Below are 13,208 nucleotides of genomic sequence, written 5' to 3' on the forward strand. Positions count from 1 at the left end.
TTGGGCGGCGCTGCGATTGCCTTCCTTTAATAGGCGAGCTGTTGTGGCTGTGCCTGCCTGGCAGGTGCGGGCATGAACTCCATCTTTCTGCGCATTTATGGCGGCATGCTTACCGTGCTGGTGCTGGTCGGATTACTCGGCATCAGTGCGTTGCAGCTGCTTAACGAAGTGCGCGTTGATCAATACCGCGAACGCCTGGCGCAGGGCACGTTCCGGTTGATGGCCGATAATCTGCATCCGATGGTGGATGTGGAGCGGCGTCGGGCCATGTCGGTGTGGGGGCGTTTGCTGGGGATTCCGCTGCGGATTGAAAAGCTGGAATTGGCCGAGCTGGATACCCGTGACCGTGCGGCGCTGCGTCGCGGCAAGGTTCTGGTCGAACAGACTGGCGAGCACGAGGCCAGTATCTACAGCCAGCTCTCGCTGGATGAGCCGCTGGTGCTGGTCGGTGAGGTGCAGCAGATCAGTGAGCAGTTGCTCAGGGCCATCAGTTTTCTGGTGATTGATGAGTTGGTGCGTTATCCGTGGGGTGATCAGCCGAAGCGGTTGGCAGCGCTGCATAAAGACAAGCAGTTCGGCTTTGAAATGCGGCTGGTGCGTTTGGGGGAGGCCAATCTTGACCCTGATCAGCGCCGCCGGGTTGATGAAGGTGACACGGTGATGGCACTCGGTCGCGGCGGCGACAGTGTCTATGTGTATTCCGGAATTGTCGAAACACCGTGGGTGCTGGAAGTCGGCCCCATGTATCAGATGAACCCTTATCCGGTTCAGTGGCTGGTGATTATCGGCTTACTCGGGCTGTGCCTGATTGGTCTGATGGTGTACCTGCTGGTACGGCCTCTGGAACGCCGTTTGCGCGGGCTGGAGCGGGCTGCGAGCAAGATTGCCAGCGGTAAGCTGGATGCCCGTGTGCCGACGCTGGAAGGTGAGGTGGACTCAGTGGGGCGGCTGGCGGCTTCCTTTAATGCCATGGCGGAACACCTGCAGCGCTCACTGACCATTCAACGTGAGATGGTGCGGGCGGTGTCCCATGAGCTGCGCACGCCGGTGGCACGTTTGCGCTTCGGTCTGGAAATGGTTGCTGATGCCGAGACCGATCAGGCCCGGCACAAGTACCTGGAAGGCATGGACAGCGATATTCAGGATCTCGACAAGCTGGTGGACGAGATGCTGACCTATGCGCGTCTTGAGCAGGGCTCACCGGCGCTGAGCTTCCAGCCAGTTGATCTGGCTGAGTTGATTGCTCAGGTGATTGCCGAATTGTCGCCGTTGCGCGCCAGTGTCTTGGTTGAGTGTGGGCCGTGCCGTGAAGCACCGGAAGGGGGCGCGCTGGTTGAGGCGGAGTTCCGCTATTTGCACCGTGCTCTGCAAAATCTGGTGAGCAACGCCATGCGCCATGCTGAATCCCGCGTGCGGGTGAGCTTCAAGATCGGCCCGAATCGCTGTCGGCTGGATGTGGAGGATGACGGCCCCGGTGTGCCGGAAGAAGCATGGGAGCATATCTTCACGCCGTTTCTACGTCTGGATGACAGCCGTACCCGTGCCTCTGGCGGACACGGTTTGGGCTTATCGATTGTGCGGCGGATTACTTACTGGCACAGCGGGCGGGCGGCGATCAGCCGTAGTGAAGAACTGGGGGGCGCCTGCTTCAGCCTGATCTGGCCGCGTCGCCAGCCCTGAGCATTTCAGAACGGTGCGGGTGACTCAAAACGCAGGCGTTCGCCGGTTTGTGGATGCGTCAGGCTGAGCATGCTGGCGTGTAGGCACAGGCGCGGATAAGCCGCCAGCGCTTCGGGATGGGCATACAGGCCGTCGCCCAGCAGCGGGTGACCAATCGACAGCATATGCACACGCAGTTGGTGTGAGCGGCCGGTGATCGGTGTCAGTTCGACGCGGCAGTGGTTGTCGTAACGCTCAAGGATGCGCCAGTAAGTCAGGGCGTGTTTGCCCAGTTCGTGATCCACTACGTGGCGCGGCTTGGTTGGTGGGTCGTAGCGCAGGGGCAGGTCGATGCTGCCGCTGTCTTGCTCGGGCTGACCCCAGCACAGTGCGGTGTAGGCTTTTTCGGTTTCGCGGTCGTGGAATTGCCGGGACAGCTCGCGGTGGCTGTCGGCGTCGCGGGCCAGCACGATGATGCCAGAGGTTTCCCAGTCTAGCCGGTGCACGATGCGGGCTTCCGGGTAGCCGTTTTCCTGCAGGCGGGTGACTAGGCAATCGCGGTTATCTTCGGCGCGGCCGGGCACGGACAGCAGCAGGGTAGGCTTGTTGATCACCAGCAGGGCGGCGTCCTGGTGGATGATTTCGACATTCGACAGCGGCATGGGTATTCCACAAACGGAAACGGCGGCCAGGGCCGCCGTTTCAGGTTATCAGAGCCTGTCTGCTGCCTTGGCAGGCATGGCAGACAGGTTCGCCGATCAACGATCGGGCAGGGTGATGTTGAGTTCCAAAATGGAGCAGTTGCCCTGGTTCTCCAGTGCGACCTGAACCTGTTCAGAATCAATGTTTACGTACTTACGAATCACTGCCACCAGCTCTTGCTGAAGTGCTGGCAGGTAATCGGGCTGGCTACGCTGGCCACGCTCGTGGGCAACAATAATCTGCAGACGCTCTTTCGCGATGGCAGCAGGAGTTTCCTTCTTGCGTTCACGAAAGAAGTCAAAAATATTCATTCACGACCTCCGAACAAGCGTTGGATGAATCCTTTCTTCTGAACGTCAAGGAAGCGGTGAGGAACTTCTTTGCCGAGCAGTCGTTCAACAGCATCACTGTAAGCCTGACCTGCGTCGCTCTGCTCATCAAGGATGACCGGCACGCCCTGGTTGGAGGCTTTGAGTACGGCTTGCGACTCTGGGATAACGCCGAGCAGGCGGATCGCAAGGATTTCCTCAACGTCTTCAACGCCGAGCATTTCGCCTTTGACAACGCGCTCGGGGTTGTAGCGGGTCAGCAGCAGGTGCTCTTTGATGGGCTCTTTGCCTTCTTCGGCGCGGCGCGATTTGCTCGCCAGCAAGCCAAGCATGCGGTCAGAGTCACGTACGGAGGAGACTTCCGGGTTGGTCACGACAATTGCTTCATCAGCGAAGTACATGGCCAAGTGGGCACCTTTTTCGATACCGGCCGGAGAGTCACAGATGACGAAATCAAAGTTTTCGCTCAGTTCGGCAATAACCTTGGCTACGCCTTCCAAGGTCAGCGCGTCTTTGTCGCGGGTCTGGCTGGCGGCCAGCACGTAGAGGTTTTCCAGGCGCTTGTCTTTGATCAGAGCCTGGGTGAGGGTGGCTTCGCCGTTGACGACATTGACGAAGTCGTACACGACGCGGCGCTCGCAGCCCATGATCAGGTCGAGGTTACGCAGGCCAACGTCGAAGTCGACGATGACAGTCTTGTGGCCGCGCAGGGCGAGGCCGGTACCGATGGCGGCGCTGGTGGTGGTTTTACCAACGCCACCTTTGCCTGATGTAACAACGAGGATCTTGGCCAAGGTGATTCACCCCAAAATGTAGAAAAAAGCTGGCAATCCGTTACCTTTCGCAGGCTCCAGGTGCCTTGTTGGTATGCCGAAAAGTGGCGAAAGTATCCGTTAAAGACGTTTTATGTTCAACACGTCGCCGGATAGGAATACGTGGACAGCGTGTCCCCAGTGGGGATCTCGCCTCAAGTCCTCTGCTACTTTGTACTGCCCGGCGATGGACAGCAGCTCTGCGCCCATCTGCTGACAGAAGATGCGGGCTTTCTGATTGCCTTTGACTCCGGCAAGTGCCCGGCCACGCATGGGTGCATATACATGGATGTTGCCATCGGCCAGAAGTTCGGCCCCGGCGCTGACGGGCGCAAGAACAACCAGATCACCACCTTGGGCATACACCTGCATGCCGCCACGTACCGGGCTGGTAATAATCTTGGTGGGTTTGACTTCGGGCTCGGCCGGTTTTTCCGGCTTTGCAGGTGCCGGAGCAGGATCGATCAGGCGTTCACGGGCACCGGACGGTGGCAACACAGGCAGGTCGAGGGCGTTGGCGGCTGCGATGTCGCTTTCGCGGTTGGCGCGGATGGCGAGAGTGCGCAGGCCATGCTTGCGGCACACCTCCATCAATTCGCTCAGGTTAATCTCGCCTTCGCCTTCTGGTAGCTTGTCCAGAGCCAGTACCAGCGGGGTGTTGCTGAAAAAGGCAGGGGCTTGAGCGACTTTGCTGCTCAGTTGCTGGTCAAGTCGCCCCAGGTCATTGTGTGCCAGCTCCATAACGGTGATGGCTAGCATGCTGCCCTTTAATTGAAAGACGGGATCTTGGTCGAGTAGATCGGCTTGGCTCATGGTCTGCCTGATACAGCTGGGTAAAAGTAACGGACTTATAACGACAACGCAGCGTGGCCGCAAGTTGCGCGCAGTGTTAAAGCAGGCTGCGGGCAAAGTCCTGATAGAATGCCGCGCTTTGTTGAGTGCATCGGACCTGATTGTTATGGATCGTCCTGTTTTTCGTACAGAATTCTTGCATCCGCGCTACTGGGGGCTATGGCTGGGGCTGGGGCTGTTGTGGCTGATTGTGCAACTGCCTTATCCGCTGTTGCTCCGGCTGGGGCGTTTGCTGGGCCGGGTGATGCTGATCGGTGCAGGCTCGCGGCGGCGAATTGCTCAACGTAATTTGGAGCTGTGCTTCCCACAGCTTTCCAGAGACGAGCGCGAGCGCCTGTTGAAGGAGAACTTTGCTTCCACTGGCATCGCCTTCTTCGAAATGGCCATGAGTTGGTGGTGGCCAAAGGCGCGTCTGGCCAAGTTGGCGCATATTGAAGGGCTGGAGCATTTGCAGCAGGCTCAGGCAGAAGGCCAGGGCGTCATTCTGATGGCACTGCACTTCACCACACTGGAAATTGGCGCAGCGCTGCTGGGGCAGGTGCACACGATTGATGGTATGTACCGTGAGCACAGTAATCCTCTGTTTGATTTTGTTCAGCGTCGCGGGCGTGAGCGTCATAACCTGGATGCCACGGCCATTGAGCGGGAAGATGTGCGAGCCATGCTCAAGGTGCTACGCGCTGGTCGGGCGATCTGGTATGCGCCGGATCAAGACTACGGGCGCAAGCAGAGCATTTTTGTCCCGCTGTTTGGGATTCAGGCCGCAACTGTCACTGCCACCACCAAGTTCGCCCGTTTAGGTCGGGCGCGGGTTTTGCCGTTTACCCAGGAGCGTTTGGCCGATGGCTCGGGGTATCGGTTGGTGATTCATCCGCCGCTGCCTGGCTTCCCGGCTGGCAGCGAGGAAGAAGATTGCCTGCTGATTAATCAGTGGGTGGAGCAGGCTGTCTCGGCATGCCCTGAGCAGTATTTGTGGGCGCACCGGCGCTTTAAAACGCGGCCTGAGGGCGAACCAAAGTTGTATAAGAAGTAGGGGCTGTCTGAGGTCTTTCTAAAGGATACAAAGCCGAGGAGTGGTTTTATGCAGGACCCTGCTTCAGTCACTCAGCCGGTTACCACCGGGCTTATCCTCTCTGGCGGTGGTGCCCGTGCGGCCTATCAGGTCGGGGTGCTGGCTGCGATTGCTGATTTGCTGCCTGATTCCCGTAATCCTTTCCCGGTGATCGTCGGCACCTCGGCTGGCGCGATCAATGCGGTCAGCCTCGCCTGTGGTGCTCTGGATTTTGCAGAGGCTGTGCGCCGTCTCAAAGAGGTCTGGCAGAACTTTCATACCCATCAGGTTTATCGCAGTGACTGGCCTGGCGTTCTGCGTCAGGCCAGCCGTTTTATCGGGCGCAGCCTGCTGGGGCTGGGCAAGGAAGTGCCAGTGGCGCTGTTGGACAGTTCACCGCTGGCTGAGCTGTTGAGCCAGCACTTGGATTTCAGCGGCATCGCCGCAGCGGTGCGTCAGCGCCAGTTGCGTGCGGTAGCGGTGACCGCGTTCGCTTATGAGAGCGCCCAGGCGATGACCTTCTATCAGGGGCGTGCAGCGATCAATCCCTGGTTCCGTCATCGCCGTGTCGGAGTGCCAACCCGGCTGGGGCTTGAGCATCTTCTTGCCAGTGCATCGATCCCGCTGATCTTCCCACCGGTCAAAATCGGTCGCGAATATTTTGGTGATGGCGCAGTGCGCCAGGCAGCGCCGATCAGCCCGGCGCTGCATTTGGGCGCCAGTAAGGTGCTGGTGGTCGGGGTCAGCAACAATGAAGCAGGGCCGCCGCCGTGCACTCCGGCTACGGGGCGCTTACCCACGCTGGCTCACATCGGTGGGCATCTGCTCAACAGCACCTTTATCGATAGCCTTGAAAGCGATATCGAGTTGCTGGAGCGTTTGAACTATCTGGGCAGCCTGATTCCGCCCGAAAAGCGCAGGCCCGGTCTGGGGCTTGAGCCTGTTGAGGTGCTGGTGATTGCCCCAAGTCAGCCGCTGGATCAGATTGCAGCGCGGCATCAGCATGAAATGCCGAGGGCGTTGCGCATGTTTTTGCGAGGCCCCGGCGCGACTAAAGACGGCGGCGCTGGTGTGATGAGTTATTTGTTGTTTGAGTCCAGCTACTGCCATGAGCTGATCGAGCTGGGTTATCAGGATGCCATGGCGCAAAAGGCACGCTTGAGCACGTTTTTGCAGTTGGACAGTGCCGTGCCTGAACCGGCGTTATTCTAGCGTCGGTAGGAGAAGTGCCTGATCTTCGCTCGGGACTGCGTTGTACAGAACCTAAGGCCCAATAAATTTGCTTTTTCTGCTCCTGATGGCTGCACCAATGGCCGTCTCAGGATTTAAACTGCACGCCTTCGATGCTTTATGTCGCTTTTGCGTAAGTGCAGTTCCCGCAAGTGAAGTGCGCTGTAAGAAGTTGTCGCATAGTGGCAAGGCCCGCCCGAATTCAACCCATACAATCCTTCGTACCGCTTGCCCTGCAGGCAGGTGTTCCTTTTCAGGAGAGCAGAAATGTCCGTTCAGCACGACACGGTGCAACGCGCCGAATTTGATCAGGTGATGGTGCCTAACTATGCACCTGCAGCTTTTATCCCCGTTCGCGGCGAAGGTTCGCGCGTGTGGGATCAGAGTGGTCGTGAGCTGATCGACTTTGCTGGCGGTATCGCGGTGAACGTGCTGGGCCACGCGCATCCGGCGCTGGTCAAAGCGCTGACCGAGCAGGCTGGCAAACTCTGGCACGTGTCGAACGTGTACACCAACGAGCCTGCACTGCGCCTGGCTAAGAAGCTGGTAGACGCGACCTTTGCGGATCGCGTGTTCTTCTGTAACTCCGGTGCTGAAGCTAACGAGGCTGCGTTCAAACTGGCGCGTCGTGTGGCGTTCGACAAGTTCGGTGAAGACAAGTACGAGATCATCGCAGCGACCAACAGCTTCCACGGTCGCACGCTGTTTACCGTGAATGTTGGCGGTCAGCCTAAGTACTCCGATGGTTTTGGCCCGAAAATTCAGGGCATCACCCATGTGCCATACAACGATATCGAAGCGCTGAAAGCAGCCGTTTCTGATAAGACCTGCGCCATTGTGCTGGAGCCTGTGCAGGGGGAGGGGGGCGTACTGCCGGCTGATCTGGCGTATCTGCAAGCTGCCCGTGAGTTGTGCGACAAGCACAATGCTCTGCTGGTATTCGATGAGGTTCAGTCGGGCATGGGCCGCTGTGGCGAGCTGTTTGCTTATATGCACTACGGCGTTATCCCGGATGTGCTGTCCAGTGCCAAGAGCCTGGGTGGTGGCTTCCCGATTGCAGCCATGCTGACCCGTGACGAGTTCGCCAAGCATCTGGCCGTCGGTACGCACGGCACCACCTACGGCGGTAACCCGCTGGCGTGCGCGGTGGGTGAGGCAGTGATTGATATCGTCAACACGCCCGCTGTGCTGGACGGTGTTAAAGCCCGTCATCAGATTTTTAAAGCGCGTCTGGAGCAGATCGGTGAGCAGTACGGTCTGTTCAGTGAAGTGCGCGGCCTGGGCTTGCTGATCGGTGCGGTGCTGTCCGACGCCTGGAAGGGCAAGGCCCGCGAGGTGCTGGATGCAGCCGTAGCGGAAGGTTTGATGGTGTTGCAGGCCAGCCCAGATGTGGTGCGCTTTGCCCCAAGCCTGGTGGTTAGCGAAGCGGATATTGAGGAAGGCCTGGAGCGCTTTGAACGCGCTGTGGCCACGCTGACTCGCGTCTGACAGTCAGCCGGGCAGCGCGAACGCCGCTGCCCGGTTGAATTGTGCTCACTCTGGGATGGGATGGGCCTGCGCGGGAGCTTTGAATTGTTCAGGGTTTCTTGTTTACGGTTTATCAATTTAGGAGTGACAGCATGCTGGTGATGCGTCCCGCGCAAATGTCCGATCTTGCGCAAGTGCAGCGCCTTGCCGCAGACAGCCCGGTGGGGGTGACTTCGCTGCCGGATGACGCTGGTCGTTTGGGTGAGAAGATTGCCGCTTCAGAGGCATCCTTTGCCGCCGAAGTCAGTTTTAACGGGGAAGAAAGCTACTTCTTCGTACTGGAAGACAGTGACACCAAGCAGTTGCTTGGCTGTTCCGGGATTGTCGCCTCTGCGGGTTATTCCGAACCTTTCTACAGCTTTCGCAATGAAACCTTTGTTCATAACTCCCGCGAACTGAAGATCCACAACAAAATTCACGTGCTGTCGCTGTGTCACGATCTAACCGGCAACAGTCTGTTGGTCAGTTTTTATATCGATCACTCGCTGGCCAATACGCCTTGGGCCGAGCTCAATTCCCGTGGTCGATTGATGTTTGTCGCTAATCATCCCGAGCGCTTTGCCGATGCGGTGGTGGTGGAGATCGTCGGCTACAGCGATGAAGCCGGTGATTCACCGTTCTGGGATGCGGTTGGGCGCAATTTCTTTGATATGAACTACGCCGAAGCTGAGCGCCTGTGCGGTCTTAAGAGCCGTACGTTTTTGGCTGAGTTGATGCCGCATTACCCAATCTATGTGCCGCTGCTGCCGGATGAGGCGCAGGAAGTCATGGGCCAGGTACACAGCCGCGCTCAGGTCAGCTTCGACATTCTGATGCGCGAAGGCTTCGAGACAGATCACTACATTGATATTTTCGATGGCGGTCCGACCCTGCATGCGCGGACCTCCAGCATTCGCTCGATCGCGCAGAGCCGCGTGGTACCGGTGCGTGTGGGCGAGCCGGAGAAGGGCGGGCGGGCGTATCTGGTGTGCAGCGGTCAGTTGCAGGATTTCCGCGCGATCGTGGCCGAGCTGGATTGGGTGCCGGGACGTCCGGTCGTGCTGAGCGCGGCGGCAGCGGATGTTCTGGGTGTTGGCGAAGGCTCCAGCGTGCGTCTGGTTGCGGTTTAAGGAGTTGTCCATGATTGTCCGGCCTGTACGCAATGCAGATCTTCCGGCCCTGCTTGAACTGGCGCGTAGCACCGGTACGGGGCTGACCACGCTGCCGGCTAACGAAGAGCGTCTGGCTCATCGTGTTGGGTTGGCTGAGCGGGCGTTTACCGGTGATGTATCGCGCGCCGATGCGGATTACCTGTTTGTGCTGGAGGATGACAGTGGCGCGGTGGTGGGTATTTCTGCCGTTGTTGGCGCTGTGGGCTTGCGCGAGCCCTGGTACAACTACCGGGTTGGCCTGACGGTCAGCGCCTCGCAGGAGTTGAACATCCACCGGCAGATTCCCACCCTGTTTCTGGCTAATGACCTGACCGGCAATTCCGAGCTTTGCTCATTGTTTCTGCATGGCGATCACCGCAGTGGTTTGAATGGTCGCCTGCTGTCCAAAGCGCGCTTTCTGTTCATCGCTGAATTCCCTGAGCTGTTTGGCGACAAGGTGTTCGCCGAAATGCGCGGTGTTTCTGATGAGAACGGCCTTTCACCTTTCTGGGAATGCCTGGGCCGGCACTTCTTCAAAATGGAGTTTTGCCAGGCGGATTACCTCACTGGTGTCGGCAACAAGGCCTTTATCGCCGAATTGATGCCCAAGTTCCCGCTCTACACCTGCTTCCTTTCCGAGCAGGCGCGGGAGGTGATTGGCCGCGTGCACCCGGATACTGAACCGGCACTGGCGATGCTCAAAGCGGAAGGATTTAGCTATCAGGGCTACGTCGACATTTTTGATGCCGGTCCGGCCATTGAGGCTCCTACGGGGAAGATTCGGGCAGTGCAGGACAGTCAGGTGTTGCCGCTGGCCATTGGTGAGCCCGGTGAAAACGCCGAGGCTTGGTTGATCCACAACCGTCAACGCGCCACAGCCAGAATAACCGCAGCCCCAGCCAAGATGGTTGACGGTGCGCTGCTGGTCTCGGCGCAAACAGCGGAGCGTCTGCAGCTGTCTGCTGGTGATGCGGTGCGCGCAGTGACGGTGTCGGCGCGCAGCTGAGCAGGCTCAGAACATCGTGAGGCAAGCAGTGCCGAACTGCATTCGTCGGTCTTAATCGGGCAGTTTTTTGCTGGGAGTGGTAACGCATGAGCACGCATTTTATTGCGGGAGTCTGGCATGAAGGTGATGGCGAGGAGCTGACCTCGCTTAACCCGGTCACTCAGACCTGTATCTGGTCGGGGCGCGCAGCAGCGACAGCGCAAGTGGATGCTGCCGTGCAAGCGGCTCGTGCAGCGTTTCCGGCGTGGGCCGGGCAGGCATTGGAACACCGCATTGCGCTGCTTGAAGCCTTTGCCGAGCGCCTTAAAGCCCGTTCCGCCGAGATGGCTCAGTGCATTGGTGAGGAAACTGGCAAGCCGCTGTGGGAAGCTAGCACCGAAGTCACCAGTATGGTCAATAAAGTCGCTATCTCAGTGCAGAGCTATCGAGAGCGAACCGGCGAAAAGAGTAGCTCGCTGGCAGATGCTACGGCGGTCCTGCGGCACAAGCCGCATGGCGTGGTGGCTGTATTTGGCCCGTACAACTTCCCCGGCCATCTGCCCAACGGACATATCGTCCCGGCGCTGCTGGCGGGTAATACCGTAATCTTCAAGCCTAGCGAGCTCACGCCTAAAGTGGCTGAGTTGACCGTGCAGTGCTGGATTGAAGCGGGATTGCCGGCTGGTGTGCTCAATCTTCTGCAGGGCGCGAAACAGACAGGCATTGATCTGGCCGCCCACAGCGGTATCGACGGTCTGTTTTTTACTGGTTCAAGCCAGACCGGCAATTTGTTGCACAGCCAGTTTGCAGGTCGTCCGGAGAAAATTCTGGCGCTGGAAATGGGGGGCAATAACCCGCTGGTGGTGGAGCAGGTGGCTGATAGAGATGCCGCCGTTTACTGCATCATTCAGTCGGCCTTTATTTCGGCCGGGCAGCGCTGCACCTGTGCGCGCCGCCTGTTAGTTCCCAAAGGTGAGTGGGGCGATGATCTGTTAGCCCATCTGGTTGAAGTGTCGGCCAGCCTCAAGGTTGGCAGTTTTGACGCGCAGCCTGCGCCGTTTATGGGTTCTGTGATCTCTTTAGACGCCGCCCAGCACCTGCTCAAAGCCCAGCAGCATTTGCTTGCGCGTGGTGCACGTCCGTTGTTGGAAATGACACAACCGCTGGCCGGTTCGGCCCTACTGACACCGGGCATCATTGATGTAACCGACGTGCAGGACCGGCTCGATGAGGAGTTCTTCGGACCGTTGTTGCAGGTGTTCCGCTACAGTGATTTTGATCAGGCCATTGCCGAGGCCAACAACACCCGCTTCGGGCTGGCTGCTGGTTTGCTCTCTGATTCGCGTGAGCGTTACGAGCAGTTCTGGCTGCGTAGCCGGGCCGGTATCGTCAACTGGAACAAGCAGCTCACTGGGGCTGCTAGCAGCGCGCCGTTTGGCGGTGTCGGGGCGTCGGGCAATCATCGTCCGAGCGCCTATTACGCCGCGGATTACTGTGCTTATCCGGTGGCGTCGCTGGAGTCTGAAAGCCTGTCCCTGCCTGCCACGCTGACACCGGGAGTATGCCTGTGAGCCGTGCCTTTGAAGTGAATTTCGACGGCCTGGTCGGGCCGACCCACAACTATGGCGGCCTGTCTTACGGCAACGTTGCTTCACAGAGCAACAGTCAGGCCAGTTCCAGCCCGAAGCAGGCGGCCCAGCAGGGCTTGGCGAAAATGAAGGCCCTGATGGACATGGGCTTCAAACAGGGTGTATTTGCGCCGCAGGAACGCCCGGATGTCGCTGCGCTGCGCAACCTGGGCTTTTCCGGCAGCGATGCGCAGGTCATTGAAAAAGCAGCCAAGCAGGCCATGCCGCTGCTGGTGGCCAGTTGCTCAGCTTCCAGCATGTGGACCGCCAATGCCTGCACTGTCAGCCCAGGGGCAGATACGGCAGACGGTCGCGTGCACTTCACCGCAGCCAATCTGAACTGCAAGTTCCACCGCAGCATTGAGCACCCGACCACCAGTCGCATCCTCCAGGCCATGTTTGCTGATGAGCAACACTTTGCCCATCACCCGGCGTTGGCAGCGGTCAGCCAGTTTGGCGATGAAGGGGCGGCTAACCACACGCGCTTCTGTAAGAGCTATGGCGAGCCGGGTGTCGAGTTCTTTGTCTACGGTCGCAGTGCCTTTGATGCGCGTGTGCCCGCACCGCAACGCTATCCGGCGCGGCAGACGCTGGAGGCGTCCCAGGCTGTGGCCCGTCTGCATGGTTTGAGTGACGATCAGGTGGTTTATGCGCAACAGTCGCCAGCGGTGATTGATCAGGGCGTTTTCCACAATGATGTGATCGCGGTGGGCAATACCGATCTGCTGTTCTATCACCAGGATGCCTTTCTTAAGACCGATCAGGTTCTGGATGAGCTGAGCAGTAAGATGGCGCGCGTCGGTGGAACATTTCAGGCGCTGTGCGTACCACGTGATGCGGTCACAGTGGATGACGCGGTGAAGTCCTACCTGTTCAACAGTCAGCTGTTGCAGCGCGCGGATGGCCGGCAGTTGCTGATCGTGCCGGAAGAGTGCCGGCAGAATACGAACGTCTGGAATTACCTGCAGCAGCAGGTAGGGCCGGCTGGCGCGATTGCTGATGTGCAAGTGTTCGACCTGAAACAGAGCATGCAAAACGGCGGCGGGCCCGCGTGCCTGCGCTTACGTGTGGCGCTGCGGGAGGCTGAACTGGCCGCTGTCAATCAGAGTGTGATCCTGACCCCAGCGTTGCACGCTACGCTTAGTGAGTGGGTGGAAAAACATTATCGGGACCGCTTGAGTGAAGCTGATCTGGCTGACCCTCAGTTGCTCACCGAATGCCGAACAGCATTGGATGAATTGACTCAGATCCTTAAACTGGGCTCGGTTTATCCTTTTCAACTTGTTTAATTGAGTACTTATTA

The 13,208-nt window shown here is 58.7% G+C and carries 12 protein-coding genes; 8 read left to right on the forward strand and 4 right to left on the reverse strand.

Going from position 1 to position 13,208, the window contains the following annotated elements; translation table 11 throughout:
- The first annotated feature begins 72 nt into the window (after positions 1–72).
- Positions 73–1,680: an ATP-binding protein gene (locus AO726_RS11145; protein ID WP_058068156.1), complete on the forward strand. Its 1,608-nt coding sequence runs from the start codon at positions 73–75 to the stop codon at positions 1,678–1,680.
- Between the two features lie 5 nt (positions 1,681–1,685).
- Here AO726_RS11145 and AO726_RS11150 read toward each other — a convergent pair whose 3' ends face one another.
- The 4 genes from AO726_RS11150 to minC form a co-directional block, all read right to left on the reverse strand.
- Complete coding sequence (locus AO726_RS11150; protein WP_058068157.1) at positions 1,686–2,321, reverse strand: RluA family pseudouridine synthase; 636 nt, start codon at positions 2,319–2,321, stop codon at positions 1,686–1,688.
- Between the two features lie 96 nt (positions 2,322–2,417).
- Positions 2,418–2,672, reverse strand: coding sequence for a cell division topological specificity factor MinE (gene minE / locus AO726_RS11155; protein ID WP_058068158.1), 255 nt, complete (start codon positions 2,670–2,672; stop codon positions 2,418–2,420).
- A complete protein-coding gene (gene minD / locus AO726_RS11160) occupies positions 2,669–3,484 on the reverse strand; it encodes a septum site-determining protein MinD (protein ID WP_058068159.1) in 816 nt (271 codons plus the stop codon). The genes minE and minD overlap by 4 nt, the downstream gene beginning before the upstream one ends.
- A gap of 99 nt (positions 3,485–3,583) precedes the next feature.
- On the reverse strand, positions 3,584–4,315 hold the full coding sequence (minC, locus tag AO726_RS11165; RefSeq protein WP_058068160.1) for a septum site-determining protein MinC: 732 nt from the start codon (positions 4,313–4,315) through the stop codon (positions 3,584–3,586).
- Between the two features lie 145 nt (positions 4,316–4,460).
- Here minC and AO726_RS11170 point away from each other — a divergent pair, with 145 nt between their 5' ends.
- The 7 genes from AO726_RS11170 (at position 4,461) to astB (ending at position 13,194) form a co-directional block, all read left to right on the forward strand.
- Positions 4,461–5,387, forward strand: a complete 927-nt coding sequence (locus AO726_RS11170) for a lipid A biosynthesis lauroyl acyltransferase (protein WP_058068813.1) — start codon at positions 4,461–4,463, stop codon at positions 5,385–5,387.
- Between the two features lie 48 nt (positions 5,388–5,435).
- On the forward strand, positions 5,436–6,617 hold the full coding sequence (locus AO726_RS11175; RefSeq protein ID WP_058068161.1) for a patatin-like phospholipase family protein: 1,182 nt from the start codon (positions 5,436–5,438) through the stop codon (positions 6,615–6,617).
- 285 nt (positions 6,618–6,902) lie between these two features.
- The gene (locus tag AO726_RS11180; RefSeq protein WP_058068162.1) at positions 6,903–8,123 is read left to right on the forward strand and encodes an aspartate aminotransferase family protein; all 1,221 of its coding nucleotides are present in this window, start codon (positions 6,903–6,905) and stop codon (positions 8,121–8,123) included.
- 131 nt (positions 8,124–8,254) lie between these two features.
- Positions 8,255–9,271: an arginine/ornithine succinyltransferase subunit alpha gene (gene aruF / locus AO726_RS11185; RefSeq protein WP_058068163.1), complete on the forward strand. Its 1,017-nt coding sequence runs from the start codon at positions 8,255–8,257 to the stop codon at positions 9,269–9,271.
- Between the two features lie 10 nt (positions 9,272–9,281).
- Positions 9,282–10,298: an arginine N-succinyltransferase gene (astA, locus tag AO726_RS11190; protein ID WP_058068164.1), complete on the forward strand. Its 1,017-nt coding sequence runs from the start codon at positions 9,282–9,284 to the stop codon at positions 10,296–10,298.
- Positions 10,299–10,384: 86 nt separating this feature from the next.
- Entirely contained in the window at positions 10,385–11,848 is a 1,464-nt protein-coding gene (gene astD, locus AO726_RS11195; RefSeq protein WP_058068165.1) for a succinylglutamate-semialdehyde dehydrogenase, read from the forward strand.
- The gene (gene astB / locus AO726_RS11200) at positions 11,845–13,194 is read left to right on the forward strand and encodes an N-succinylarginine dihydrolase (RefSeq protein ID WP_241492098.1); all 1,350 of its coding nucleotides are present in this window, start codon (positions 11,845–11,847) and stop codon (positions 13,192–13,194) included. The genes astD and astB overlap by 4 nt, the downstream gene beginning before the upstream one ends.
- The last annotated feature ends 14 nt before the right edge of the window (positions 13,195–13,208 follow it).

It is taken from the genome of Pseudomonas sp. TTU2014-080ASC, assembly GCF_001446935.1.
GTDB lineage: Bacteria > Pseudomonadota > Gammaproteobacteria > Pseudomonadales > Pseudomonadaceae > Aquipseudomonas.

What these genes read in the sequence shown, in the direction of transcription:
- AO726_RS11145 (WP_058068156.1), top strand. Translation starts at nt 73, where the DNA reads ATGAACTCCATCTTTCTGCGCATTTATGGCGGCATGCTTACCGTGCTG.
- AO726_RS11150 (WP_058068157.1), bottom strand. Translation starts at nt 2,321, where the DNA reads ATGCCGCTGTCGAATGTCGAAATCATCCACCAGGACGCCGCCCTGCTG.
- minE (WP_058068158.1), bottom strand. Translation starts at nt 2,672, where the DNA reads ATGAATATTTTTGACTTCTTTCGTGAACGCAAGAAGGAAACTCCTGCT.
- minC (WP_058068160.1), bottom strand. Translation starts at nt 4,315, where the DNA reads ATGAGCCAAGCCGATCTACTCGACCAAGATCCCGTCTTTCAATTAAAG.
- AO726_RS11170 (WP_058068813.1), top strand. Translation starts at nt 4,461, where the DNA reads ATGGATCGTCCTGTTTTTCGTACAGAATTCTTGCATCCGCGCTACTGG.
- AO726_RS11175 (WP_058068161.1), top strand. Translation starts at nt 5,436, where the DNA reads ATGCAGGACCCTGCTTCAGTCACTCAGCCGGTTACCACCGGGCTTATC.
- AO726_RS11180 (WP_058068162.1), top strand. Translation starts at nt 6,903, where the DNA reads ATGTCCGTTCAGCACGACACGGTGCAACGCGCCGAATTTGATCAGGTG.
- aruF (WP_058068163.1), top strand. Translation starts at nt 8,255, where the DNA reads ATGCTGGTGATGCGTCCCGCGCAAATGTCCGATCTTGCGCAAGTGCAG.
- astA (WP_058068164.1), top strand. Translation starts at nt 9,282, where the DNA reads ATGATTGTCCGGCCTGTACGCAATGCAGATCTTCCGGCCCTGCTTGAA.
- astD (WP_058068165.1), top strand. Translation starts at nt 10,385, where the DNA reads ATGAGCACGCATTTTATTGCGGGAGTCTGGCATGAAGGTGATGGCGAG.